The 25,250-nt window shown below is 64.5% G+C and carries 23 protein-coding genes and 3 pseudogenes; 15 read left to right on the top strand and 11 right to left on the bottom strand.

Annotated features, from left to right (window positions below):
• Positions 1–9 precede the first annotated feature (9 nt).
• The 3 pseudogenes from AB4Y68_RS07380 to AB4Y68_RS07370 form a co-directional block, all read right to left on the bottom strand.
• Positions 10–1,062: pseudogene (locus AB4Y68_RS07380) on the bottom strand (ATP-binding protein); the annotation flags it as partial.
• Positions 1,059–1,149: pseudogene (locus AB4Y68_RS07375) on the bottom strand (hypothetical protein); the annotation flags it as partial. The pseudogenes AB4Y68_RS07375 and AB4Y68_RS07380, both read right to left, overlap by 4 nt.
• 51 nt (positions 1,150–1,200) lie before the next feature.
• Positions 1,201–2,649 (bottom strand): annotated as a pseudogene (locus AB4Y68_RS07370) (PAS domain-containing protein); the annotation flags it as partial.
• Between the two features lie 227 nt (positions 2,650–2,876).
• On the opposite strand from AB4Y68_RS07370, the gene AB4Y68_RS07365 reads away from it, so the two are divergent.
• From AB4Y68_RS07365 to AB4Y68_RS07355, 3 genes are all read left to right on the top strand, one after another.
• On the top strand, positions 2,877–3,119 hold the full coding sequence (locus AB4Y68_RS07365; protein ID WP_441454866.1) for a hypothetical protein: 243 nt from the start codon (positions 2,877–2,879) through the stop codon (positions 3,117–3,119).
• Between the two features lie 268 nt (positions 3,120–3,387).
• A complete protein-coding gene (locus tag AB4Y68_RS07360; protein WP_441454865.1) occupies positions 3,388–4,005 on the top strand; it encodes a DJ-1/PfpI family protein in 618 nt (205 codons plus the stop codon).
• Between the two features lie 438 nt (positions 4,006–4,443).
• Positions 4,444–5,070 carry a DUF2200 domain-containing protein gene (locus AB4Y68_RS07355; protein WP_441454864.1) on the top strand — a complete coding sequence of 209 codons (627 nt, stop codon included), beginning with the start codon at positions 4,444–4,446 and terminating at the stop codon, positions 5,068–5,070.
• Positions 5,071–5,235: 165 nt separating this feature from the next.
• Here AB4Y68_RS07355 and AB4Y68_RS07350 read toward each other — a convergent pair whose 3' ends face one another.
• From AB4Y68_RS07350 to AB4Y68_RS07340, 3 genes are all read right to left on the bottom strand, one after another.
• A complete protein-coding gene (locus AB4Y68_RS07350; RefSeq protein WP_441454863.1) occupies positions 5,236–5,706 on the bottom strand; it encodes a hypothetical protein in 471 nt (156 codons plus the stop codon).
• A 269-nt stretch (positions 5,707–5,975) separates the two neighbouring features.
• Positions 5,976–6,608: a hypothetical protein gene (locus AB4Y68_RS07345; RefSeq protein WP_441454862.1), complete on the bottom strand. Its 633-nt coding sequence runs from the start codon at positions 6,606–6,608 to the stop codon at positions 5,976–5,978.
• A 91-nt stretch (positions 6,609–6,699) separates the two neighbouring features.
• A complete protein-coding gene (locus AB4Y68_RS07340) occupies positions 6,700–7,980 on the bottom strand; it encodes a S8 family serine peptidase (RefSeq protein ID WP_441454861.1) in 1,281 nt (426 codons plus the stop codon).
• Between the two features lie 140 nt (positions 7,981–8,120).
• Between AB4Y68_RS07340 and AB4Y68_RS07335 the strand changes: the two genes are divergently transcribed.
• The 7 genes from AB4Y68_RS07335 (at position 8,121) to AB4Y68_RS07305 (ending at position 15,557) form a co-directional block, all read left to right on the top strand.
• Positions 8,121–8,624 carry an RNA polymerase sigma factor gene (locus tag AB4Y68_RS07335; RefSeq protein WP_441454860.1) on the top strand — a complete coding sequence of 168 codons (504 nt, stop codon included), beginning with the start codon at positions 8,121–8,123 and terminating at the stop codon, positions 8,622–8,624.
• Positions 8,621–9,349 (top strand): hypothetical protein, encoded by a 729-nt coding sequence (locus AB4Y68_RS07330; RefSeq protein ID WP_441454859.1) that lies wholly within the window; start codon positions 8,621–8,623, stop codon positions 9,347–9,349. Before AB4Y68_RS07335 ends, AB4Y68_RS07330 begins: the two co-directional genes overlap by 4 nt.
• 1,027 nt (positions 9,350–10,376) lie before the next feature.
• Positions 10,377–10,592 carry a hypothetical protein gene (locus AB4Y68_RS07325; RefSeq protein ID WP_441454858.1) on the top strand — a complete coding sequence of 72 codons (216 nt, stop codon included), beginning with the start codon at positions 10,377–10,379 and terminating at the stop codon, positions 10,590–10,592.
• Between the two features lie 172 nt (positions 10,593–10,764).
• The gene (locus AB4Y68_RS07320) at positions 10,765–11,415 is read left to right on the top strand and encodes an IPTL-CTERM sorting domain-containing protein (RefSeq protein WP_441454857.1); all 651 of its coding nucleotides are present in this window, start codon (positions 10,765–10,767) and stop codon (positions 11,413–11,415) included.
• A 1,246-nt stretch (positions 11,416–12,661) separates the two neighbouring features.
• Positions 12,662–12,967, top strand: a complete 306-nt coding sequence (locus tag AB4Y68_RS07315; protein ID WP_441454856.1) for an IPTL-CTERM sorting domain-containing protein — start codon at positions 12,662–12,664, stop codon at positions 12,965–12,967.
• A 1,040-nt stretch (positions 12,968–14,007) separates the two neighbouring features.
• Entirely contained in the window at positions 14,008–14,253 is a 246-nt protein-coding gene (locus AB4Y68_RS07310) for a hypothetical protein (protein WP_441454855.1), read from the top strand.
• Positions 14,254–14,357: 104 nt separating this feature from the next.
• Positions 14,358–15,557, top strand: a complete 1,200-nt coding sequence (locus AB4Y68_RS07305) for a tyrosine-type recombinase/integrase (protein ID WP_441454854.1) — start codon at positions 14,358–14,360, stop codon at positions 15,555–15,557.
• 890 nt (positions 15,558–16,447) lie between these two features.
• Here the strand turns inward: AB4Y68_RS07305 and AB4Y68_RS07300 are convergent.
• Genes AB4Y68_RS07300 through AB4Y68_RS07285 form a run of 4 tightly spaced genes read right to left on the bottom strand, consistent with a single transcriptional unit; the run spans position 16,448 to position 20,012 of the window.
• Positions 16,448–17,380, bottom strand: a complete 933-nt coding sequence (locus AB4Y68_RS07300) for a class I fructose-bisphosphate aldolase (protein WP_441454853.1) — start codon at positions 17,378–17,380, stop codon at positions 16,448–16,450.
• Positions 17,377–18,213 (bottom strand): Cof-type HAD-IIB family hydrolase, encoded by an 837-nt coding sequence (locus AB4Y68_RS07295; protein WP_441454852.1) that lies wholly within the window; start codon positions 18,211–18,213, stop codon positions 17,377–17,379. Before AB4Y68_RS07295 ends, AB4Y68_RS07300 begins: the two co-directional genes overlap by 4 nt.
• Complete coding sequence (gene zwf / locus AB4Y68_RS07290) at positions 18,210–19,805, bottom strand: glucose-6-phosphate dehydrogenase (RefSeq protein ID WP_441454851.1); 1,596 nt, start codon at positions 19,803–19,805, stop codon at positions 18,210–18,212. Before zwf ends, AB4Y68_RS07295 begins: the two co-directional genes overlap by 4 nt.
• Positions 19,806–19,808: 3 nt before the next feature.
• Positions 19,809–20,012, bottom strand: a complete 204-nt coding sequence (locus AB4Y68_RS07285; RefSeq protein ID WP_441455008.1) for a hypothetical protein — start codon at positions 20,010–20,012, stop codon at positions 19,809–19,811.
• On the opposite strand from AB4Y68_RS07285, the gene AB4Y68_RS07280 reads away from it, so the two are divergent.
• Positions 19,923–22,256 carry a glycoside hydrolase family 15 protein gene (locus AB4Y68_RS07280; protein WP_441454850.1) on the top strand — a complete coding sequence of 778 codons (2,334 nt, stop codon included), beginning with the start codon at positions 19,923–19,925 and terminating at the stop codon, positions 22,254–22,256. The two genes, AB4Y68_RS07285 and AB4Y68_RS07280, sit on opposite strands and share 90 nt — an antisense overlap.
• A gap of 243 nt (positions 22,257–22,499) precedes the next feature.
• On the opposite strand, the gene AB4Y68_RS07275 is transcribed toward AB4Y68_RS07280, so the two are convergent.
• Complete coding sequence (locus AB4Y68_RS07275; protein WP_441454849.1) at positions 22,500–23,399, bottom strand: S1/P1 nuclease; 900 nt, start codon at positions 23,397–23,399, stop codon at positions 22,500–22,502.
• A gap of 421 nt (positions 23,400–23,820) precedes the next feature.
• Here AB4Y68_RS07275 and AB4Y68_RS07270 point away from each other — a divergent pair, with 421 nt between their 5' ends.
• The 4 genes from AB4Y68_RS07270 to AB4Y68_RS07255 are packed head-to-tail and all read left to right on the top strand — an operon-like array spanning position 23,821 to position 25,235.
• A complete protein-coding gene (locus AB4Y68_RS07270; protein ID WP_441454848.1) occupies positions 23,821–24,294 on the top strand; it encodes a helix-turn-helix transcriptional regulator in 474 nt (157 codons plus the stop codon).
• A 16-nt stretch (positions 24,295–24,310) separates the two neighbouring features.
• Positions 24,311–24,484, top strand: a complete 174-nt coding sequence (locus AB4Y68_RS07265; protein WP_441454847.1) for a hypothetical protein — start codon at positions 24,311–24,313, stop codon at positions 24,482–24,484.
• Complete coding sequence (locus AB4Y68_RS07260; protein ID WP_441455007.1) at positions 24,457–24,834, top strand: JAB domain-containing protein; 378 nt, start codon at positions 24,457–24,459, stop codon at positions 24,832–24,834. Before AB4Y68_RS07265 ends, AB4Y68_RS07260 begins: the two co-directional genes overlap by 28 nt.
• Positions 24,835–24,857: 23 nt before the next feature.
• Entirely contained in the window at positions 24,858–25,235 is a 378-nt protein-coding gene (locus AB4Y68_RS07255; protein WP_441454846.1) for a hypothetical protein, read from the top strand.
• Positions 25,236–25,250 lie beyond the last annotated feature (15 nt).

Below are 25,250 nucleotides of genomic sequence, written 5' to 3'. Positions count from 1 at the left end.
CCCCAATTATTATGGACCAAGCAGGATTTCGCGGACTCTTGTTATCAGTTCCTGTCGGCGATAGGGCTTGCAGAGCCATTGGCCGGCGGGGATCCTGGAGGCAGCGTCGAGGGGCCCGATGAATCCGGAAGTGAAAAGCACCCGAAGATCCGGCGCGATAGCCCTGGCCTGGCGAGCCAACTCTTGTCCGTCCATGCCGCCAGGCATGACGACATCGGTGAACATGAGGTCGAACCCGGGTTCCTCCTGAAGGCAGGCGAGCGCCTCTGGGCCGTCCGCCGCCAGGACGATGCAATAGCCGACGGCGCGCAGTTGACGTACGACGTGATCGCGGACCAGGGGATCATCCTCAACGACGAGGATGCGTTCCCCTGTCCGTGGCGGCGACGTCGGTTCGGGTCGAGTTTCCGCCGGTGAAGTCGCCGCTTCCTCAGTGCAGGGCAAGAGCATGCGAACGGTGGTGCCGGCGCCGGGATGCGACGCGATGTGGACCGATCCCTCCGACTGCGCTGCAAATCCATAGACCGTGCTCAGTCCCAGCCCGGTGCCTTTGCCCACCGCCTTTGTGGTGAAGAAGGGGTCGAAGGCCTGACGTTGAACGTCCGGCGTCATGCCTTCTCCGGTGTCCGAGACGGATATTTCGAGCCAGGCTTTCGCAGCAACGTCGAAGGCGGGGCCGCGTCGACCTTCGGAGGCGCGCGCATCGGCTACACGCGCCCGAACCGTCACCTGGCCGCCTTTGGGCATGGCGTCGCGGGCGTTGACGACAAGATTGAGCAGGGCGGATTCAAGTTGAGACACGTCCGCGAGCACCGGCGGTAGGTCAGGCGCCGACTCTATTGCGAGAAGGATGTCGGCGTTGATCGTGCGCCGCAGCAGAGGTTCGAGCCCGACAAGAAGTTCTCGGACGTCGACGGGGCGCGGCGTCAGCGGCTGGCGCCGCGAGAAGGCCAGGAGCCGACCGATGAGATCGGCGCCCTTGGCGGCGGCGGTTACGTTCAACTGGGCCAGTTCGCGACTTTCGCTATCTATAGCGCTTTCCATCAGGGTCTCGGAATTGCCCATGATGACGGTCAGCAGATTGTTGAAGTCGTGGGCGATCCCGCCGGTCAGGCGACCGAGCGCCTCGATCTTCTGGGACTCCAGCAGCCGGGTTTCCATCTCGAGGCGTTCGCTGACGTCGGTCATGCTGCCGAGCATGCGTTGTGCGCAACCGTCCGGGCCCCGGACGATGGCGGCGCGGTCAATGACGTGGGCGATCGCCCCGTCGCCCTTGATGATGCGGTAGGCGCTGCTCCAGCCATCGGCGCCGTCGCTCACCGCCGCCTCCACCGTTTCCCGTACGCGCGATCTGTCCTCGGGGTGTACATTGCGCAGCCAGAAGTCAGGACGGTCTGCGGCGGCCTCGACCGGATGCCCGAACTGATGCGCCATGGGCTCGTTCCACCACATCCGGCCGGCGGCCAAGTCCAGATCCCAGAAGACGTCGTTGGTCACGCTGGCGATCAGGCGGAAACGTTCCTCGCTGGCTTCAAGATCCGCCTGGATCCGCTTGCGCTCGGTGATGTTCTGGAAATGGACGGCGAGTCCTCCCGCGGAGGGATAGGCGCGAATGTCGAACCAACCGAGATCGGGATAGAATTCCTCAAACGCCACGCTGTGACGACCGGCGACGGCGCCACGATATTTGGCTTCGAAGGGGCCGCCGAGCGCTTGCGGGAATTCCTCCCACATGTTGCGTCCCTGCAGGGAGCGCGGAGACCGTCCCAACATTCGTCCTGCAGCCTTGTTCACAAAAACGAAGCGCCAGTGCTCATCCAGCACTACGAACCCCTCGCGGCTGGCGTTGAGGGTCTCGGTAAGCTGACGTTCGACGGCTTCGGACTTGAGGCGGGTGCGTACGAGCTCATCGATGTCCTGGAAGCCGCCGCGCAGACCGGTGACCTGGAGGTTCGCGTCCCGCTCGGCCTCTCCGGTCGCGCGGACCCAACGACGTCGCTGGTCTGCCGTGACGATCTGCAGCACCTCGTCGAACGGCTCGCCGTCGCTCAAGCAGCGCTCCAGCATGGCTTCAACCGTCTCCCGGTGTTCGGGGAGATAATAGGCCAGGCAACGCTCTGGCGTGACCTGAGTGCCAGGGGTTTCGCCGTGGATGGCGGCGGTTTCGTCGCTCCATGTCAGGACGCGGGAGGGAAGTTCCAGTCGCCAGCCGCCGAAGCGGGCCACGCGTCCGGCCATGGCGAGGAGGTCGAGCGCGGCCTTCTGGGCTCGTCGGGCTTCCTCCTCGGCGATCTCTAAGCGGGCCAATTCGGTGATGTCGCGCACCGCGACGATTTTCGACGGTCGGCCCATGTAGATCATGCCGAACGACCGCACTTCGACGGTCATGATCTCGCCGTTGCGGGCGCGATGCCTCCAGGGACCGGAAATCTCGGGGCCTGCAGGAGAGCCTGCGACCGCCGCAAGCAACCGCGCCTGATCTTCCTGGGGGCGGATGTCCTCGATCGTCATGGCGAGGAACTCGGCTTCGCTGAAGCCGTATCGCCTTGTCGCCGCTTCGTTGACGACCTTGAAAGCGAGCGTCTCCCGATCATAGATCCACATCGGATCGGGACTGCAGCGAAACAGGAAATCTTGATTGTCCGGCATGAGGTCCGCTCGCGATGTTCGGACTGACTCTTCCCTGCAAGCCTCAATGATGTGTTGCTGGAACGGGGTTTCGGAATGATTCAGAGTAAAATGGGCTTGAGGGCGTGTTGGAAACCCCCTTCAAGAGGAGCCCCCAACGTTGAGTGGAGGGGGCAGAGGCCTGCCTTGGAGCGATGCGGAACCAAAGGCTCCCGCCAGACATGAATCCACCTGATCAGGAGGCGCTCATGTCGACAGTGACGAAGAAGCTGATCCGGGCTCAGGCCGGAGTGAAGCTGGAACGGATCGAACACCTGGCGGCCAGACAGCGAAGGGAGGTCTGCTTCAAGCTATCGAGCCACCGAGCCACGCCGGAGCGGATTATCGCTGACGAGGCCGAGGCGCAGAAAGCTTTCTCTCGTGAAGTGGGCGCCTCGCTGGAAGACGCCTTCGTGAAAGGCCTGATTAAGCAGGGCGGGCTCGACCACTGACTGCTGGTCTGGTTGCAAACCCAACGCTTGCGATTCTCATCGCCGATGCGCTGGCTATTAGGATTTGTTTGAATCCTAGTGCCGGCGTGCGCCAACACCGGACATGCCCGTCGGAGTAGAAAGGCGGCATTCGCGATCAAGGGAATGTCCGCTTGCCGGCGAGGTGCCATAGTCGCAATCCGACCCGTTTAAGACGTTGGCAAAGTCGGCTTGCGGCGCTGCCTGGCATCAGCAACCATGCTGCTTTCCCCTCTAGATTTCGAATAGCATGCAAATCGCCATCCTGACCCTCGACGGCTTCAACGAGCTCGATTCCTTTATTGCGGCCGGCATCCTGAACCGGATGAAGGGTCAGGGCTGGAAGGCATACATCACCTGCTCCACGCCCGAGGTTACCTCTATGGCTGGGGTGACTATCCAGCGCCAAAAGCCGCTGGAGTTTCTCACCGAGGCTGACGCGGTCCTGATCGGTAGCGGGATCAAGACCCGCGAGTACGCCGCTGATCCCTACTTCCTGGCGCGCATCACGCTTGATCCTTCGCGCCAGTTGATCGGTGCTCAATGCTCCGGCACGCTGCTACTGGCCAAGCTGGGCCTGATCGGCGAGCTGCCCGCCTGCACCGACCTGACTACAAAGCCCTGGGTCGTTGAGGCCGGCGTCAATGTCGTGGACCGACCCTTTGTCGCCCACGGCAATGTCGCAACGGCCGGCGGCTGCCTGGCCTCTCAATATCTTGCCGCCTGGATGATCGCCCGCCTAGCGACGCCGCAGGATGCCCAAGAAGCCGTCCACTATGTAGCGCCCGTGGGCGAGAAGGTCGAATACGTCGAGCGCGCCATGGCGGCGGTGACCCCGTTTCTCAACGTCTCGATGGCTGCTGCGTAAGGCGGCGTCATCCGCCTTCCGCCCTGAGCTGACGTTTGCGACGTCCGCTTCCAGCGCGGCCGGATTCTTCGGCAGGGTGTAAGCCAACAAGCAAAAGCCCGCCTGCCACATTGGGACTCAGACGGGCTCAATGAGCAGATTGCAAGCGTCGAGCCATCGGGCTCCGCTATCAGGCCCGCTCGGGTTCGCCGGGGCAGGCTTTCGTCGTTTCGGATGTCTTGTGTGGATGGCTCCCGCGTTGCAAGTGTCGATAGAACTTCTGACAATTTGGTCGGGTGCGGTCTTGTGTCCGGCCTGTTGATGCGGTCGTTTAAAGACCGCGGTTGGCGCGGCCGGCTCTGCTCTCTCAGCCTAGCCATCTTGGCCGCTCTCGGCGTCAGCATCTATCGAGCGCTGTTTCTGTGAGCCGGGCTGGATTCGCTATTGGGCGCAGCTTTGATGGTCGCCGGCAGCGAACGATCGGTGAAGATCTGCTCGCAACCGCAAAGCTGGACCGATCCTGTCTCTCCCAGCGTGGAGATTTCCATTCGGGGCAGAAAGGGAGAGGAGCGCCGTTGTGTTGGTCTTGAGTGGCGGCCTTTCAGCATGTTGGTCCAGAAAGCGGTTCCCTGCCGCCAGATGCTGGAAACGCGGCCGCTTGGAGCCATCATCGGATCCAGGCCCAGGGAGAATGACGCCGGAGCCCTTGCGACACGCCACGCGGAAACGATCATCATGACCAAGCACCGCATCTACACAACCAGCTTCGCTAGCGTCTATCCGCACTACGTCGCCAAGGCGGAGAAGAAGGGGCGCACGAAGGCCGAGGTCGATCAGATCATATGTTGGCTGACCGGCTTCAGCGAGGGCGAAATGAACGCTCACCTGGAGAAGAGAACGGACTTCGAGACGTTCTTCGCAGAGGCCTCCGAACCAAACCCTGCAAGGGCCAAGATCATGGGCGTGATCTGCGGGGTTCGCGTCGAGAACATCGATGAGCCGCTCATGCGAGAGATCCGCTATCTCGACAAGCTGATCGACGAACTCGCCAAGGGGAAAGCGATCGAGAAGATCCTGCGGGAATAGGGCGCCCGTCGCCGTTGAAGACGTCGATCCGCTCAGCCGCAAGCATAGTTTCGGCGCTGATGCGCGGCGTGCGGTTAGCGGAAAACCCCCATTTGTTAACGAGCCTGACAGCCCGCCTGCGGCCGACGCTGGCGGCCAGGCGACAGGCGACAGGAGCTGGGAGCGCTAGGGTTGCGGCGTCGTGGTGGTCACGACAGCAGCGTCGCTCGGGGGCGGCGGGACGGCCGTCGGGCGCTCAGGGATCACCGGCTCCGTAGCGCGCGCTTCGGCGGCGCGGGCCTCGGCGGTGGCGCGGATCGCCTCAGCGCGCGCCGTCGCTGTCTGGGCCTGGGCGAGGGCGACGCTGTCGCGAACACCGCTCATCTGGTTCTGCAGCATCGCCGCCTCGGCGGTCCGCCGAGCGTTCTCGGCGGCCGCTTCAGCTTGGGCGACCCGCAGATCCGCATCCGCAGCCTGTTCGGGGGGGCGCGTGAGGAACCACAAGAGCGCTACTACGGCCAGGACAGCCAAAACGCCGACGGCCCACCAGGCAGCGCTGCTGCTCTCTCTCTTAATGATCACCGTCTCTTCGACGCGGCGTTCCGCGCCTGTCAGGGGCGGAATGGCGTTCGGATCGTTTGGTTTGAAGTCGTCCACGGAGTCATCTCCTCGGTTTCGGGGTCAAACAGCGCCTCTTGGGCAATGGTTCCGCTTCGGGTGTGACGGCGGCGCTGATGACGGCGCGCCGGTGTCCTCGGCTCGGGGGTCGGCCTGTTCGATACGGCCTTCGGCGAGGGTAGGGACCTCGGGGCGGGTGTCGATAAAGGCCGTCGGCCGGACCTGGAAAGGCGGTTCCAGGCGTCGCCTCCCGACCCCGTCGACGAGGCTGACGGGGCCGGGAGATTACGCCGCGAGCATGAGTTCAGTCAGTGGTCGTGACCCAGGTTTCCGCTGGCGTTGGCGCCGATGTAGACCGAGGCGCCTTTGCGATCCGCCGAAGACGAGCGGCTCGCATCTACGGCCGAGGTCGGGGGAGAAGAAGCGGGTTGAGCGGGGGTTTGACCACGCCCTGCGGCCGAACCCGAGGCTGAACCCGACGCCGTACCGTTTTTCGCCGAGGCCGCGCTGTTCAACATGCCGGACGAATCGACCTGCAGGGAGCCGGTTGCGGCGTCGGCCGCGCTGCTGACGGCGCCTCGGGCGCTGGCGGCGGTCGCGGTCGCCGTGTCGCGCGTGTTGGAAGCGACCTCGCTTGCCCGTTGACGATTGCGCTCAGCCACAGCGGCGGCGCGCGTCTGGGTTTGCCGGGCGCGGCGCTCCGCGCGCGACAGAACGTCGGCGGTCCGTTCGCGCAGCATCGAGCCGTTGACCGTGCCGCCCAGACCGCCGGTCAGGGAGCCGGAACCGCCGACGGAACCCGTCAGGCCGCCGACCTGGCCGCCCAGGTTGCCGCCAAGGCCGCCCGTCAGTCCGCCCGAACCGCCCAGCACCTGGCCCTGGGACGCTCCAGCGATCGCCAGGGCGAAGCCGACGGTCGCCATCATCAGGGTCTTCTTCATGGTCGTGTCTCCTGCATGTCGTGGGCGAATTGCGCCCTCGCAGGGTCCAACGACCCGGTCTGCGGCTTTCATCCCTGGGACGAGATTATTTTCAGCGCCTCAGCCGGCCGCGCGCGCCCATCTCCTGCGGCGGCGTCCGCGACGCCGTGCCGACCAGCCCTGCTCCGTATACCGGATCCGGCCCCCGCGCCCCGAGGTCCCGCGCCGAACGGGACAGGGCCTCGATAGCGTCCGGGCCGCCCCCTCCGCGCGCCAGCAGGCCCGCGACGATAGGGGAGGCGAAGGAGGCGCCCCGAACCCCGGTCCAGGTTCCGCCTTGCGCAGCCGCCGCCATGTCCGCGCCCGGCGCGGCGAAATCGACCTGCGGACCGCGCCCGCCTTCCGGCAGGGCCCTGTCGCGCGCGCTCACCCCCGTCACGCCCACCACCCCTTCATAGGCGGCCGGATAGAGGGGCGGCGCGGCCGGACCGTCGTTGCCGACGGCCGCCACCACGGTGACGCCCCGCGCCTGGGCGCGCGCCACGGCCCGCTCGACCAGGAGGTTGCGCGGACCGACAAGGCTGATGTTCACCACGGTCGTCCGTTGCTCCACCATCCAGGCGAGCGCCTGGGCGAGGCCCGTCGACGATCCGCCCGCCGCCTGACCGCCGTAGATGTCGGCCACCAGCAAGGCCGCGTCAGGGAAACCGCCCGAGAAGGCTCCGCTGCGCCCGACCATCAGCGAGGCGACCGCCAAACCATGCGCGCCCATGCGCGGCGGCCCGGCGAAGCCGCGCTGGGTGATGCGCGATCCCGCCAGCGCCGGGTGGGCGGCGTCCACGCCCGTGTCGATCAGGCCGAGCCGCGCGTCGGGTTTCTCAAGGCCGGGCCGGGCCGGGCCGCCGTCCGCAATAGCCTCTTCCGCGCCCGCCGGCGCATGAACATGGTTGAAGGTGATCTCCGCCTCAGGATCCAGGTCGCGCAGCCGCTCCATGGCTTGCGACAACGACAGGCGGCGTGGGGGAGCCAGCACCGTCGTCGTCAGGTCCAGTGTTTCAAGCCGCTCTTCGCGCACCACGGTGAAGCCGGCGTCCAGGGCGCGGTCGCGCGCCGGCCTCGACAGATCGATGGCCACGATCTCGCCCGCCACGACCGGCCAGCCGAGGGGGTCCGCCTCCAGAACCCCGCCGGAGCTTCGGATCAGCCCGTGGAGCCGCGACGGCGCCTGCAGCGCACGGTTCACGACGCGGGCGCCCAGGCGGTCAATGTCGCCGACCGCCGGCAGGCGGTCGGCGACGCCCAAGCTGGGCAGCCCGAGCGGCGGCAGAGGCCCGATTTGCGCCCAGGCAGGCCCTGCGACGAGCAGCGCCGCCGCTCCGACCCATTCCGCCATCCGCCTCCCCATCCGCTGTCGTCGCGCCACGCCTCGTCCTTTCATATGCGCCCTTGCCTCAGGCGCGGTTTCACCCGTGATATGCCATGGATGAAACGCCTGGGTCCGGTCGTTTCATCCATTATGGACGAGGAAGGCGCTTGGACGATTTTCAAACCGGGCTGGTGGAGCTCCTTCCGCGCCTTCGCCGTTTTGCGGGGGTGCTTCGGACCCGCGACGCGGACGCGCAGGACCTCGTCCAGCAGACCGTCGAGCGTGCGCTGGCGGCGCGATCGAAATTCCGAGCCGGGACGCGGCTCGACAGCTGGGCCTTCACCATCATGAGACGGATCGCCATCGACGAGGGACGCTCGATCCTGCGATGGAGCCGCGTCGTGTCGCCGGAAAACGCGACCTCCGCCGGCGTGGCCGACGCAGCCCAGGCTGACGAAGACCTGCGCGCGGACGCCCTGGCGGTGCGCGACGCGATCCACGCCCTGCCGGAGCACCAGCGCCACGCAGTGGCGCTGGTGCTGGTCGAGGGGCTGTCCTATGCCGAGGCTGCCCAGGTGCTGGGCGTGCCGGCCGGCACCCTGACCAGCCGCCTGGTGCGGGGCCGTCAGTCCCTGATGCAGACCCTCGCCGCCCAAGGAGTGACGGGATGAGCCGGATCGACGACGATACCCTGATGCGGCGCATCGACGGCGAACTGTCGCCCCGGGAGGCGGAGCAGGTCGACGCGGCGGCCCTGGCCTATCCCGAAGTCGCGGCGCGGCTGGAAGACATGCGCCGGCTCCGCGCGACGGCTAGGGAGGCCTTTCCGGTCGCCGCCGATCCACGTGATCAGGCCCTCGCCCGCCTGATCGCGGCGGGAGCGGCGCAGTCCCGCTCTCCGCTCGCCGGCCTGGGTCGGGCCTTGGCCGACGCCTCCACGCCCCGACGGGCGGCGTTGTGGGGCGGCCTGGCGACAGCGGCGTTTGCCGGAGGCGTGCTGCTTGGTCCCTACTTAGGGCAGGCGGATCGCGGCTTTGCGGTCGGCGCCGGCGGCGCGCTGAAGAATGCGGGCCTTGTCCGCGTCCTGGATACCCGCCTGGCCGCCGATGGCGCGGACGCAGACGGCCGATCGGTCGGCCTGACCTTCCGTGACGACGAGGGACGATGGTGCCGGACCTTCCGGGCGGACGAGGCGAGGCTGGCGGGCCTGGCGTGCCGGGGGCATGACGGCTGGGCGATGCAGGCGCTGGCGGCGACCGATGGCGCTGCGAGCGAGGTCCGTACGGCCGCCGCCGACACGCCCGACGCGGTTCTGGCGGCCGTTGACGCCGTCATCTCGGGCGAGACCCTGGACGCTCCCGCCGAAGCCCGCGCGCGCGACGCCGGTTGGCGCTGAACGCCGCGGATCGGACGTGCAAACTTTCTCGGCGAATGACCGCTTGCCGCGCTAATGCGAACTTCCTCTGTTGGCGCGTTCCGGGCTTTCCGCCAGCGCAAAGATACGGCGAGGCGGAGCGTGCAGGACAAGTAACGATGGCGCCTTAAGATCGGGGCGAGTGCAGGGATCGGTCCAAGGCCCAGGGAGCGCCTTGAATCGCCAGGCGGCCGGTTTCAGTCAGTCGGTAGCCCGTTTCGGAGTCTCCCTCTGCGAACCCCCGACGCACCATCTCGTCAGAATGGCCCTGATGGATGATCCCTTCTCCAGGCCTGGTTTCCTCAACGTCGATCTCTCGCAACGTTTCCAGGTCGTCCATCGTCAGATGATCTCGCATGGCGTCCTCCTTCGTGGTCGCGCCTTAGTGAACAATGGTTTCGAAAAAGGCGACGCCCGGCCACAGCCACCGGGTTCATCCGACGCCTCGAGGGAATAGGAAAAGCCCCCGCCACGAGGGCGAGGGTTTGAGCAGCACGCAAAGAGAATGGAACTGATCAGGCTCCTTCAGCGGAATGGTCGGCCGCGGCTCAGGTTCCTTTGACCGGCTCGATTTCCGGTCGCCGGCTGGGCCGCAGCGCCAACTCGGTCCGGTTCGGATAATGCCCGTCGACGTCTTCTGATCAATGCATCGCTTTTGAACCCGCCGCAGATTGCCGGCCGTCGTATCCGCCTTTCAGGCGGTCGTGGTTCTTCCTTCTTGTCGTCGCCGCCTGCGCGGAGGAACGGCGCTGGCCAGAACAGGACCAGGGCTGACGCCCATGGCCCATGCGTCGCTATCGGCTTTCCAGCGCAGCCGTCCAGTAGCCTTCATCGACGCGTTGGCCGATCCGGAACGCCGCTCAAGAGTGGGACGCCTGGGGGGCGCAAAAAAGAAGCCCCCGCCGGCAAGGGCGAGGGGCATAGTCAATAGGAGGGGAAACCTAGAGAGCGGCGAATGTGTTCGGGCCGCCGCTGAACGCCCGGTACGACTCCACAATGAGAGAATGGCGTGTCAGGTTCCGCCCATGTGCAACAACTACCGCCTGCACGTCCCCGCCAATCAACGTCCGTACCGTTCCGCGACGCCGGCCAGGCCCTGGCCTTTCCCGGCGGCTTGCCAAACCTCGCGCCTGCCGACTACCGCATCGGCGACTGCGCTCCGGTCGTCACCCTGGTCGACGGCGCCCCCCAGCTGGTCATGTCGCCCTGGCGCCCGAGGCTCTGATCCTCACGCCCTCGGCGCCGGGGCAGCTCAACGTCACGCGTGTCTCGCCGGAATGACGAAAGCCGGCCCTTCGGAAAGGGCGTGAGGGCTGCTTGACCGTCGTTATAGCTGCCGACTAAGTGGGGCGCGCATGGAGACCATCCCATGATCGTGAATGGGCTGGGGGATTTCTATGTATCAACGTTTTCGTGCAGCGGTCGGCGCCTGCATCGCCTCTGCTGTCATAGGGCTCGCGGTGCTGGCGCCTGGCTACGCGTCGGCTCAGACGACGACGGTCTCAGTGTCAGGTCCGGATGCCAGTCAGTCAGGTGTGGGCTACGGAAATATCGTGGGTCAGATCGTGACCGTGCCGGCTGGCGTGACCACTTTGAACAGTTTCTCTCTGCGGGCCGCGGGCGGAGCCACGCCTTCCACCGTTCGTCCGGCTATTTATGTTTGGGATGGTGCTGACGTCGGCGCGCAACTTTTTGGCGCGGCGGCCCCGAGCCAGGTTGTGGCGCCATTTGCCTATCAGACACTTACTTTTGCCGTCGGCTTGGCCGTTTCTCCAGGGCAGCAGATCGTGATCGCAGCGCCCGTCGAGAACGCTGGCGAAGTCTACAACCTAGTTTTGGTGACGACTGATTCTTACGCGGGCGGCTCTCGCGTGGTTAAGCTGGGCGCTGCTCCAGCTAGCCCCAATCCCACTCAAGACTACGTCTTCTCAGCAGTGTTCCAAAACGCCACTCCAGTCCCCACGATGTCGGAATGGGCTCTGATCCTGCTGGGCGTCATGTTGGCGGGCGGCGCGGCGCTGACAATTCAGCGGCGGCGGACGGCCTGAAACGACGAAGTCCGCCCCGGAGAACCGGAGCGGGCTTTACGGTAGGTAGATCAGATACAGCGCGCGCGCTGCACTTGCATCTTTATGCTCACGAAGTCCCCGTGGTTCATGGGAATCCTGGCCTCGTTGTATTGGCCGTTGCTGTTGAACTCGCCGACCGCGACCACAGTCGGGCGACGGGCCTGCCATACCGTATGCCGCCTTCATCGTGATGCAAGTAAACGCCGCAACTGTTGAGGTCGGGATTGCCCGGCGGCGGCGCGACGGGAACCGGCGTAGCGCTAGACGCTAGGGCGGCTAGCGCGATGAGAGGTGCGACTATTCGTTTCATGACGGAGCGAACCCGACAATCGGACGAGAAACGATAACCGCCGTTCGGCCAAACAAGAAGGCCCGCCGCCCCGAAGGATGACGGGCCTTGATGCGGAGCCTGCCTATGGGCTCTACGCAATGATCAGTCCCGAACTAGCGCAAGACCGGGGGCCGATCACCAGCCGGTAGAACGGCGATAGCACGAGATGGTTGCTCTGACGTCATCTCCCACCTCCCATGATGAGAGCTTGGACGAGCGACCAGATGGCTCGACGCCCCCAGGATTTCGCATCAATCAGCGATGATGGCGCCCCGTCCTCGCGTGCGAGGGCCGGACGATGGTGAGCATGGGCGAGGTTCAAGCCAGGACGGTGATTGAACTTCTCGGCCGTCTAGAAGCTGAACTGAGCCAAAGCTGACGCTGGGATGCTGAGCACACCGCCACAAAGGGTAACCCAACAGGCAAGGGCAGAGGTTCGTTCATCGCGGTCTCCAATTTTTAAGGAATGGTCTGCTGCATGTCCCGCAGGATCACGGATCGCCGAAGGAGGTTCCGAAGCCAGTGCACCCGAAGTTCCGGGTTGTTTTGGCTTCAGATCGGCCGGATCGATATTGGATATTCAAGATCGAGGTGAACCATGAGGGCGACTGGTACCGTTTCGAGGATCGGGCATTCACGAGTGAGGCGGATGCTTTGGCTGCCATTCCCGATCTTCAAGCAAACGGCCGACTACCCACCAATATTGAACTGAACTCCTAGCCGGGAGCGAAGTCTGCGGCGCGCAGCCTCTCTTACACGATGCGGATGCTCGTCGCGGTCTCCAGTTCAGATTGGGCGTGAGGGAGGGCTCCCTCACGGCGAACCAGGCTCTCAAATTTTGAGACGCACAGATATCGCCCCGTTCTCACGTTGTGGGTAGGGGCCGCAGTTCGAATGGAGGGGGAAACCAATGAGAATGCAGTTTGGCCGACTGGCGCGCGCGGTTGCGGCGTCGGCCGGTGTTGCGGTTCTGAGCTTTTCGGCGGGGGCCTGCTGCAGCCCAGGCCGTCCAGCCGGTTCACTAGCGGGGCGACACCTGTCACACCTGTGCTGGTGTCCTTTACGCCCGCTCCCATCCCGACCATGACTGAATGGGCGATGGTCCTGTTCGGGGTCATGCTGGCGGGCGGCGCAGCTCTGACGATCCAGCGGAGACGAACTTCGATCCCACCGCGCAGCTTCTCATGTACAATGCGCTGATCATCGCGGGCGCTTGTTTGTAGGGGGGCAGCGCCATGCGGCAAAATGCATCGACAGCTTAACTTTACCGGGCGACCGCATCGCCTAGGCTGCAGCGTCTAGACAGGAGGCCGGATTGCAAATCGAGAGCGCCGAGAATCTTGCACCCCTGGACGCCCTTCGTCTGCGAGCAAGGACCGAACCCGGTCTCTTCCTGCAGGAGGCATGGCGGCTTGAGATGCTGGCGGCTATTGCAGCGGCGCGAGCCAATGGCGTGAGCTCATACGCCCTTGAGCCCTACGAGCAGTTGCTGGGAGAGGGCGCGGCGTAGCGCACGACGTGCGTCTTATTTCGGCGCCGGAACGGCGGAACAAAGTTCTTTTGGCCGGGTTCTCCGAAAGCGTCCCTCCCGGGGCGTTTTACGTGAGCCAGCCCTCTCTTGACTCATTTGCGCTCGATTGCGCTGCAGGGATCATTGCAATCGAGAGGCCGCATAGGCACGGCCAGACGGCCCGTTCGCATCAGTCCCCTGCGGCGCACCGGGCCGTCAAAAACCGCCGTTGTTCGGAAGTCGCCTCAATTGTTAAAGACTCTTGGCCGCGCTCTATGGCTTGGTGATTCGCGTGGCGTCCTTGGGATATGGACCGCGTGCTGAACGCGATGTGGCTTAGCCTTCACGTCCGCTAACGGCACATGCCGGATTAGCCCTCAAGATCATCCTGGAGAGCGAGACCCTCAATGAATGTGAAGACACGCCGACGCCGTCCAGCTTGGTCGCTCTCCGTATTTGAAGCGACGCTGCTCGCATTCTCGCTTGCCTGTTTCGCGGGATCAGTTTGGTCGTCGACGTTGCTCTAGGGGATAGCCGCCTTAGGCTTGGCCGCTGCCGTCCACCGGAGCTGTCGGTTGCGCTGCGGCGGCCGCATCAATCGCGCGGTTCGCCATGTCGCGATGGCCGGCGTTGACCACCTTGGCTGCGCCAGAATTGGTCGCAGACAATCCTTTTCCCGCCTTGCCCTGCGGCGAAACCGGTGGGACATCCCGGCCATGAGGAGAGCCGCATGTTCCTGACCAGGTCAGCCGTCGCCGCCATGATGATCGCACTCGTGGCGGGGGCCGGGACGGCGCGCGCCGGCGACGCCGAGATCCACACCTTCCACTGCCTTCATGGCTGTCCGATGGGGGCGTCCGCGACGAACGACCTGATCGTCCGGGAAATCTACACCCTGTCGACCAATGACCGGACGAAGTTCGCAGACTGGGTGTCAGCGGGAATGCTGTTTCAGGCCTTTTCACCCCATTGCTGACTACTGTTCAAACCCAGCGGTGGCTTGCTTATGATGGCTTCAGGCCATTTCGTGGAGTACCATCCAAGCGCAAATTTTAAGATGGGTCGGTTGATGGGTGTAGGATGCCGCGAAAGGCTCTAGAACTCGGTCCGCTCGCAGTGTCGAGATTGCGCCATCCCGGACTTCATTTTGTTGGGGGCGTAGCCGGGCTCGCCTTACAGGTTCTTCCAACAGGAGGAAGGACTTGGATACTTCGGGCGACCATAGGCGCGAAGCGGCGTGAGATGGGCCTCGGCGGCTATCCTGACGTGACCCTTGCCAGGGCTCGCGAGGCGGCGCGCGAGGCGCGCGACCAGATCCGTCGAGGCATTGATCCTATAGAGGAGGCACGAGAGGCGCGTAGCGCGCTTAAAGCATCCTCCCCAACCATCACCTTCAGGGCGGCGGCTGAAGCCTACATGGCGGCGCATGCAGCCAGTTGGAAGAATCCCAAGCATCGTGCGCAATGGGCGGCGACGCTTGAGGCCTATGTCTATGGCGTCATCGGCGATCTGGGCGTCGACGAAGTCGTCTTGCCCCATATCATGCAAATCCTGGAACCCATCTGGACCACCAAGACCGAGACCGCCAGTCGTCTGAGGGGGCGGTTGGAAATGGTGCTCGATTGGGCGACGGCGCGTGAGTATCGGGCCGGGCCCAACCCCGCTCGCTGGCGTGGACATCTCGACAAGCTTCTGGCGAAACCGTCAAAGGTCGCGAAAATCACCCATCACAAGGCGCTTCCGATCGACGACATGCCGGCCTTCATGGTGAAGCTGGGCGGCGTTTCCGGAGTGGGAGCGCGCGCCCTGGAGTTTGCGATCCTCACCGCCGCCCGATCCGGGGAAGTGCGCGGCGCGACCTGGAGCGAGATGGATCTTGATGCGGGCCTGTGGGTGGTCGCGGGCGAGCGGATGAAGGCTGGCAGGCAACATAGGGTGCCGCTTTCGCCAGCAGCCATCTTGCTCCTCAAGAAGATGTCTCGGCAGGCAGGAACGGATATTGTCTTTCCTGCCGAAAAGGGCGTTCCGCTTTCAGATATGACCTTATCTGCCGTGCTCAGGCGAATGAAGGTGGGCGCCGTGCCCCACGGCTTCCGTTCTACCTTCCGGGATTGGGTGTCTGAACGCACGTCTCACCCTCAGGAGGCCGCGGAAATGGCCTTGGCGCATACGGTCAGTAATAAGGTCGAGGCGGCCTACCGTCGCGGGGACATGATGGCCAAGCGTTTCCGTCTGATGGACGACTGGGCCGCGTTCTGCATGGGGGATCGCGACGCGTGAAGGTTCTCCCTCACCTGACCAGGATTGGCTCTCGAGAGCAAGACGAACCGCGACGGGGACACGGTCAGTCGCGCTCGGTTCAAGGTCCAGCATCGGGCATGGCCCTTGGCTGGTAAGCGGATGTCGACAACGTCAGCTATGGGGGGGTAGCGCTGATCGCCTGATCCATGATCTGCACAGGCGAGGGAACTCAAATGCTGCACGGTCAAGATTGGTGAGCCGCGCCAGCGGCCAAGGCGGAAGTGCTCGAGCAGCTACGGCAAATCTCGCCGGTCGAACTGCCTAGAAGTTATTTCAGCCTGCTTGCCTTCAGCGATCGCGGAGAGGGTCCACTTCCCGCATCACCATACATCCTTTGTCTCGATGTCGCCGGAGAGGTCATTGAGGCCGTTTTCGCTGAAATGTCTTGAAACGGTTTGGGGCCCTAAGGCGTGTTCTGACCCGAAGAGATCACCCGCCCTTTATCGAGTCCTCGCTACTTCGGCACATCGGCGAAAGTGTTTGATCGGCGCAGGCGGAACCAGTGCGAACAGAAAGAAGCCCCCACCAGCTTGGCGAGGGCTCCTTACAAGGCTCAGCGATATCGCGCGCGCTCTTCGTTGATCTGGTTGATGGAGTAGGGATCGGATCGGGGGCCAGAGGTTGTCCAGCCGCTCTGGCGATCGGCTTCGCCTCGCGTAGCCGCATCGAACCCCCGGCGGCTCTGGAGAATGGTTTCGACCCGGGCCCTTCTCGGCGACCGCGATCCCCGGGTTCGTCGGTGGCCGGCACAAGAGGGTGGTCCATCACGTCGATAGGGTCAGCCGCGCGCACTTTCTCAACCAGACGACCGAAGCCCGCCGAAAGAATCGACGGCGCAACGATGATCGCGTTCTGGGGCGCCGAGCGGGTCAGGCGGGGGGCGGCGAGCCCGCATAGATGTCCATCACCTCGCCCAGCATCTTCAGGGCCTGCGGCTTGGCGCGCTGAAAGGCGTTGCGGCCTATAATAGAGCCGAACCCGCCGCCGGCATGGATGGCGCGGATTTCGCCCAATAGCGTCTCGTCGTCGGAGACGGCGGCGCCGCCGGAGAAGATGACAATCCGGCGGCTGGCGAAGGCGCAATCCACGATATGGCGCACCCGGTCGGCAGCCGTGGTGATGGGGATCTTCTGATCCGCATAGACTTTGCGCGCCGCCGCCTGTTCGACGTGGGGGGCGGGCAGCTTGACCTTGATGATATGGGCGCCGAGCTGGGCGGCGATCTGCGCGGCGTAACCCACGACGTCGATCGCGGTCTCGCCCTCCTTGCTCAGGCCCGAGCCGCGCGGATAGGACCAGACCACGACCGCCAGCCCGGCGCGCTTGGCTTCTTCGGCATAGGCGCGAAGCTGGCCATACATCCGCAGTTGGTGCGCCGAGCCCGGATAGATGGTGAAGCCCACTGCGCAGCAGCCTAGGCGTAGCGCGTCCTGGACGCTGGCGGTCAGAGCTTGATCCGGATCGGCGTCCTCGCGCAGGCTGTCGCTGTCATTGAGCTTCAGGATCAGCGGGATTTCGCCAGCGAAGTCGCGGGCGCCGGCCTCGATAAGGCCCAGCGGCGCGGCATAGGCATTGCAGCCCGCCTCAATGGCCAACTCAAAGTGATAGCGCGGATCATAGGCTGGCGGATTGACGGCGAACGAACGCGCCGGACCATGCTCGAAGCCCTGGTCGACGGGGAGGATCACCAGCTTGCCGACGCCAGCCAGTCGGCCATGGTTGAGCAGGCGCGACAGGTTGGTCACGGTCCCGACCGTCTCGGAGGCGTACCAGCTCAGGATCTCTCTTACGCGCGGGGTCATGATCGTTTTCCTGCGGGGGCGGACGGCAGGAGGAAACGCCTGACCGCCTTGGCGAACCCATCCTCTTCGTTGCTGTCGGTCACGACGCTCGCCTGCGCCTTGACCGGGTCGCTGGCGTTGCCCATGGCGATGGAGAAGCCGCTTTTCTTGAACATCATGACGTCGTTGGGCATGTCGCCGATGGTGGCGATCTGTTGGGGCGCGATGTTCAGCCGCCTGGCCAGGGTGAGAACGACGGCGCCCTTGTTGGCCCTGGGATGGGTGACGTCGAGGAAGTGTGGTTCCGAACGGGTGGCGCTCGCGCGGTTGCCGAGCGCTTTCTGGGCTTTGGCCTCGCAGGCGGCGACCAGGGGCAGATCGTCTGATACGCCGACGATCTTCAGGGGCTGGGCCAGGTCGTCGTCGCTGAAATCGGTCACGACCTTGGCGTCGAACTGCAGGATCCAGGCCTCGCGCGCCACGTGCGGCCCATTGGGGTTGCAGACCATCCAGTCCTTTTCCGTATAGACCCAGACGTCCAGGCCCTCGGCGAGGAACAGGTTCACGGCCGTCCTGGCCGTCGCGGCGCCGATCGCATGGCGCCGGATCACCGACAGGTCGGGCCGCACGTAGAGCCCGCCATTGAAGCCGGCCAGGACGGTCTGCAAGGCCAGCGGCTCAATCAGCATGCGCATGCCGCGCGGCGGCCGGGCGCTGGTCAGGGCCAGGGCAATGCCGGCGGCGCCCAGATCCCGCGCCGCAGCCTTGGCCGCCTCGGTCAGCACCTTCTCCTGGGTGACCAGGGTGCCGTCGATGTCGGCGAGCAGCAGGCGTATGTCGGGGCGCCCGCTCATGGCTTGTGCGCCCCGGGCTGAGCCAGCGGCCTCCAGCGTCGCGGGCCGTCGCTGGCGATCAGGACGTCGGCCGCCGCGGGGCCGTCGCTGCCGGAATCGTAGTCGGGAACCTTGGCCCTGGCGCTCGCCCAAGCGTCCAGCACGGGTTGCACGATTCGCCAGCCGTGCTCGACCATATCGGCGCGCATGAACAGCGTCTGGTCGCCGATCATTACGTCGTGGATCAGCGTCTCGTAACCGACGTTGGCGGCCTTGGGGAACCAGTCATCGTAGTGGAATTCCATCTTTACGGCGACCAGGTCCATGTCTGGTCCCGGCCGCTTGACTTCAAACTGCAGGGAGATGCTCTCGTCGGGCGCAACGCTCAACACCAGCCAGTTGGGCCGCAGGCTCTCGACGGGGGTGTCCTGGAAGGCGGCGTAGGGCGCCTGCTTGAAGCGGATGGCGATCTCGGTGGTCCGCTGCGACATGTGCTTTCCGGTGCGGAAGTAGAACGGCACGCCAGCCCAGCGCCAATTGTCGATCTCGAACTGCAGGGCGACATAGGTCTCCACGTTGGAGTCCGGCGCGACATCCGGTTCCTGCCGGTAGGCCTTCGCCGCCTTGCCGAGCACTGTTCCGGCCCCGTACTGGCCCCGCACCGCCCGGTCGGGCGGCACGGCTGGCATGGCGGCGAACAACTCGGCCTTTTTGGTGCGGATCGTGGCGGCGTCGAAGCCCACGGGCGGCTCTATGGCCACCATAGAGAGCAGACTGAGAGCATGGTTGGGGGCCATGTCGCGCAGGGCCCCGGTGGCTTCGTAGAACTGGCCGCGCGCCTCCACCCCGACGGTTTCGGCCGCAGTGATCTGGACGTGGTCGATGCGGTCCCGGTTCCAGATCGGCTCGAACAGGCCATTGGCGAAGCGGAACGCCATGATGGCCTGGACGGTGTCCTTGCCAAGGAAATGGTCGATGCGGAAAATCTGTACTTCATCGAGGGTATGCAGCAGCTTGGCGTTCAGCGCGCGCGCCGAGGCCAGGCTATGGCCGAACGGCTTTTCAACCACGACCCGCCGCCAGAAGCGGGGCGCCTGGCCGGGCCGATTCTGACCCTGATCCGTCAGTCCGACATTGGCGAGATGCTCGGCGATAGGGCCGAACAGTGAGGAGGCGACCGCCAGATAGAAGATGACGTTGCCCTGGACCCCTCGGGTCTTTTCCGCGTCGAGGGCCTCGGTCAGGGCGGCATAGACCTCGGGCTGGGTCAGGTCGCCGCTGATGTAGGTCATGTTCCGGGTCAGGAGCCGCCATGCGCCTTCGTCGATATGGTCGATTTCGAATTCGCCGGACGGATCGCCCACATAGCTCTTCAGCCTGTCGTAGAGTTGATCCCCCCAATCCTGTGTCGTCTGCTCGGTGTGCGCCACGCCGATCAGGGCGAATTGGTCCGGCAATGCCTTGGAACGCGCCAGGTTGTAGAGCGCCGGCAGGATCAGGCGCTGGGTCAGATCGCCGGTGGCGCCGAAGATCACCAGCGCGCAGCCGGCGGCCGAACGCCGGGGGGAGGGGGGCTCGCCCGGGGGCTCCGGATTGGCTTGGTCGCTAAACACGTCCTAGTCCGCCGAGCCGCCGACCAGCATCGAGGCGTGCGCGTCGGACAGCACGAAGCGGTCGCGGTTTGGCCGGAGCGGATCCTTGGATCGTAACGCAGGAAGCGCTGCTACAAGATGTGGGGCCATCGGCGTGCGGGGGTGGCTGGACTCGGCCTTTTCCGGTGTCCATCGACAAGGTGCGGCTGGTGTCGATGCAAGGCTGATCGATCAAGAAGGTGCTCGGCCTCAATGTCTCGTCTGCGGCAATGGTCACGACACCCTGTCCCGCCTCGATGCGATCCGGCTGCCCCATTTCGAAACTCACACACGAAAGGGAGGTTGCAGCTTCGCGTTGGCCTCTGGTCCGGATGTGGAACGCCCGGTGAGCGTATCGGTTACGAAGCATGGCAACCTTCACCATGTCCTCAAGATTCCCTGAGGTCGCCGACGGCGATCTCCATGTGCGAGGCTTCTCATGATCATGCCCGGGGTGGCTGGCGCATTCCGCGACGATCTGCGGGGCCTGGGGAACCAGGCGTTCAGGCGACGTCCGGACGGCGTAAGGATGATCATCGATTTCGGGGCCGAATGATGCCGTCGCCCATCGAAGATTACGCTCTCGTGGGCGATTGCGAGACGGCGGCTCTGATCTCGCGGGACGGGTCGGTGGACTGGCTGTGCTGGCCCCGCTTCGACTCCGCCGCCTGCTTCGCCGCCCTTCTGGGAGAGTCTTCGCACGGCCGATGGAAGATGGCATCCGTCGACCCGCAGTCGCGGATCAGTCGGCGCTACGAGCCTGACACCCTGATCCTGGAAACCACCTTCGAGACCTCGACCGGCGTGGCGGCCCTGTTCGACTTCATGCCGCCGCGCAAGCGTTCTTCGGATCTGGTCCGGCTGGTCGTGGGTCGGGCCGGTCGTGTCGACATGCAGATGCAACTGATCCTTCGGTTCGGCTACGGGGCGGCGATTCCATGGGTGACGCGACAGGACGACGGCGCCTTGAAGGCTGTTGCCGGTCCCGACATGGCCATCCTGCGCACGCCCGTGGCGATCCGTGGCGAAGCCATGACCACGGTGGCGAATTTCACAGTCAGTGCGGGCGAGACTGCGCCCTTCGTACTGTCCTATGGTCCTTCGCACCGGCCCGTTCCCCCCGCCATCGACGCACAGGCGGCCCTGGGGGTCACGCGACGATTCTGGACTGGCTGGTCGGCGCGCGGCGAGGTGCGGGGGGCCTATTCACAGGTCATGAAGCGTTCCTTGCTGACCCTGAAGGCTCTGACCTACGCCCCGACCGGAGGGCTGGTGGCGGCTCCGACGACGTCACTGCCGGAGGCGCTCGGCGGCGAGCGAAACTGGGATTATCGCTACTGCTGGATTCGCGACGCCACCTTGACCCTGCTGGCTCTGATGAACGCGGGGCATTTCACGGAAGCCAAATCCTGGGCCAGGTGGCTGCAGCGCGCCGTGGCAGGCGCGCCGGCGGAGATGCAGATCATGTACGGCATCGCCGGCGAGCGGCGGCTGATGGAATGGAAAGCCGATTGGCTGCCTGGCTATGAGGGCGCTGCGCCCGTCCGGGTCGGCAACGCCGCGCACCAGCAGTTCCAGCTCGATGTCTACGGCGAACTGATGGACGCCTTCCACCAGGCGCGACGCTGGGGCTTGCTGGAGGAATCCAGCTGGGCGCTGGAGCGGGCGGTTATCGATCACGTGGTCACGGTCTGGGACCAGCCCGATGAAGGCATTTGGGAGGTGCGGAGTGGTCCCCATCACTTCACCTTCTCCAAAATTATGGCCTGGGTGGTGCTGGATCGGGCGGTAAAAGCTGTCGACGAGCACGGTCTCGATGGTCCTGTCGAGGAATGGCGCACCCTCCGGGAGACGATCAAGACTGCCATCTTCGACAACGGCTTTGACGCCCGGACAGGCGCCTTCAAGCGCGCCTATGATGATCCGAGTGCTGATGCGAGCCTCCTGCTCATCGCCAGCCTGGGCTTCATCAGCCATGACGATCCACGGTTCGCCGGCACGGTCGCCGCCGTCGAACGCGAACTGCTGACGCCCGAAGGCTTCGTCATGCGCTACGACACCCATCGTGTGAACGACGGCCTGCCGCCCGGCGAGGGGGCGTTCCTGCCATGCAGCTTCTGGTTGGCCGACGCCTATGTCAAGCTCGGTCGCACGGAGGACGCCCGGCGCCTGTTCGAACGCCTGCTCGCTCTTTGCAACGATGTCGGCCTGTTGTCGGAAGAGTTCGACACAAAGGTCGGTCGGCAGGTCGGCAACTTCCCCCAAGCCTTCTCCCACGTGTGCCTGTTGAACACGTCGCTGAATCTGACCCGAAGCTGCAAACCTAGCATCCAGCGCTCGAGCAAGAGTCGCCGTCGGCGTGACGTGTCTGCGAAGCCAGGGACGACGCCGCACCGCACAGAATTACCGCGACCGACGCGACCGCTCATCTAGCCCGACTGAAGGGAAACAACGGCGGTGGCGCGATCGTTTGAGGGACCGCGCCACCAAGCAGCCGACCGGCGAGAACAGCGTCTTCGCGCCAACGAAAGACGCCGCATCTGACCGGCCGCCATCTCACCAACGGCTCGGAAGTGTTTGTGAAGCTGCGACAAGCCCAGAAGATCCTGGTCCGCGCCACGCGTCCGGGGATCCGAACCCGCGTCGCGGGGTGCGAAGTCTTTCAGAGTGGAGGTCTCAACGGGCGGGCAGATCGGTCTGGGCCGCCGCAGCGCGCTCCAGAACCTCAGTCAGGCGGACGACGGCTTTCCCAAGCTGTTCCCGGACGATTGGCGCGGCGCCCTCGACATAGGCTGTGGTGATCTGCCCGCCGTCAGCCGGCGCCTCGCCGCAGTTGGGCGAAGAGGCAAGCTGCGGATAGGCATAGTCGCGGCTATGAACGAAAGCCTCCCGAGCCCAGGTTTCGATGGGCTGACCGCGCCATTGCGCCTCCCGGGACGCAATAAGGGTCCGCAATTCGTCTACACGTTCGCGCTGGTGTCCGATCGTGACAGCCACGAGATCCCCGTCCCAGAGCGAGTGAAGATTGCGCGCCCGGCCGCCTTCTATGGTCGTGATGGTGACCTCATTGCCGCCCTGGTCGGCGTTCTGCCCCACATGAAGGGGTTGATGCAGGTCCTGAAGGAAATGGGCCAGTTGCTGAAGAGCAAGGAGTTTGGTCAGGTCCGAAGCCGTGTTGTCGCTGAGGATCGCCTCTGAGCGCCGCACGGCCTCGGTGACGCAGTTGCCGTCCGGACAGAAACTTCCAATAGGCGCCGCCTCACAGACCGGCGCGCTCACATAATGCAGTTCGGACATGTAGCCGAAGCTCGCCAATCGCGCGCCTCGCACACAATCGGCCCAGACCGAGGCATCGGCCAAGGACGCGACGGGGCAGACGTCAGCACCTTCCTGTCGCGGGGCGGCAGCGATCAATCGATCCACCATGGCCTTGGCCTCAGGCGATAGCCGCTCATAGGTGAGATCACCGATCAACCGGTGGCCTGCGCCTCCCCACGCCTGAGCGGGCCCCGCGAGACCGAACAGGGTCAGCGAAAGACAGAGTGCGGCCGGGATGGCTGCAAAACCGTTCAACATCAAAACTTCTCTCATGGCGTCGGAAATAGAGACCACGCATTAGCAACACACCATGACAGATCCTTTGTCCGGGCCTCAGCGCTGAAACCAGACATTGGCATCCAGGCCAATGAGCGGACTTCGCTTTCGTCAGCTAGGGGTGGCTATTCGCCGCATATCTTGCGGTGAATACCCTTGCTTGCCACGGTCATTAAGATCGCTCAGCGTTAGCCCGAAAGGTTCAGAGGGCCGGGTGCGGTCGTATTTGCGCCATGGCTTAGCCAACGAACAGCCGGCCGACCTACGGGATTTCGCGTTTGCGCCTGCTCGCCAGATGGCGCCATCTGTACTGCCTGAGGCGTGAAAACCCCCTGTTGCGTGTGTCCACTGGACGACTCGCAGCTGCGCCGCATTACTTCCTGCCGGCGCAGGGGAGCGGTCGATGCCTGAAAGGCTGTCTCATAGGCAGGCGGAGTGCCTGAAGCTCTCTGCCTTCATGAGCGACAAGGAGATCGGGCGGAAACTCGGCCTGTCGCCGCATACCGTCGAGAACCACATGAGGGAAGCCAAGCGAAAGCTCGGCGTCTCCAGCCGGAAGAAGGCGTTGGAACGCCTGACGGAGATTCCGTCAGACGGGTTTGGGGGCATGGCGGGCGCCGGTGAAAGCGGTCCAGCTCCAGGTGTCAGCGAGGCGTCTGTCGCCTTCGAGCACAAGTCGGACAGCCCTTCTCCTGGGACGCCATATGGCGTGTACTCGGGACTGGGGCACTGGCGCACGACGGCCGGGTGGCGGGGGCCGAAAAAATTGGCCCTCATCGTCTTCCTGGCCCTGGGGATAGCGATCGCGATCGGCGCCATCCTCGCCATAGGTCTGATGGTGTTCGGGGTCGTCGCGACGTTTTTGAGCTGGCGTTGAAAGAGGGGCATTCGCCATGCGTAACCAGACCGATACCGCCGCGACCATCGGCTCCATCGTCGCTCACGACCTCATCGACTTCGAGCACGCTCTGGATCAGGCGTTCTTGAAAGCCAATCAGCTCTCGATCAGCATGATCGAAGGGCGCCTGTCGGCTCAACTATCCGCCGGTCCTCCTGGCCTGCCCTGATCTCATATCTGAGGGCGAGCCTTCAGTACGAGATCAAGGAGCAGACGCGGATCCTGTTCCTCGACAAGAGGAACGCCCTCATCAAGGATGAGGTGGCCGGCAGGGGGACGGTGGATCATGCGCCGATGTACGTAAGAGAGGTAATTCACAGGGCCTTGGACGTAGGGGCGTCAGCCATTGTGCTGGCCCACAACCATCCGTCCGGCAACGTAAAGCCATCGCAGGCGGACAAGAGCCTGACGAAGCAGATTGCAGAGGCATGCAGGGTGATGGGTATCGTCATGCACGACCACGTCATCATCGGAGCTACAGGCGAATACGCCTCGTTCAAACAACTGGGTCTGATCTGAACATCGCAACCATTGGAGGCGAAATGTCGGTATGCATCGTTCCAGATCGAACCATTGGTCTCGTGGCAGGGTTTGTGACCAACCAGCCTAATATTCTCCCGTCGGGATGGAGTGTCCGGACGTTGTCGCAACGCCTGCGGGCTCTGAATGAACTGACGTTTCGTGAGCGCTATCCGCAGGCGGCCATCGACCGTGAATGGTCCGAGTGTCCAGAGCCGGTCTTGAGCGCCAGTTTGCCGCAGATATTCCGTGCGCTACAGGATGTCGTCTACAGTTCGAATCTTGCTGCTGACCGAGAAGCGGCTCTCATCGTGTCGTCCATTCTTGGGCGTGCCATAGAGCTATTGCCTGAGGGCGCCGACAAATCAGGCAATCATGAGCCAGAGGTGTTCTCTGTCTGATTTTCGGGGCAATGG

The sequence above is a fragment of the Brevundimonas sp. 2YAF1 genome (assembly GCF_052114745.1).
Classification (GTDB): Bacteria; Pseudomonadota; Alphaproteobacteria; order Caulobacterales; family Caulobacteraceae; genus Brevundimonas.
This window is presented reverse-complemented; position numbering and strand designations above follow the sequence as displayed.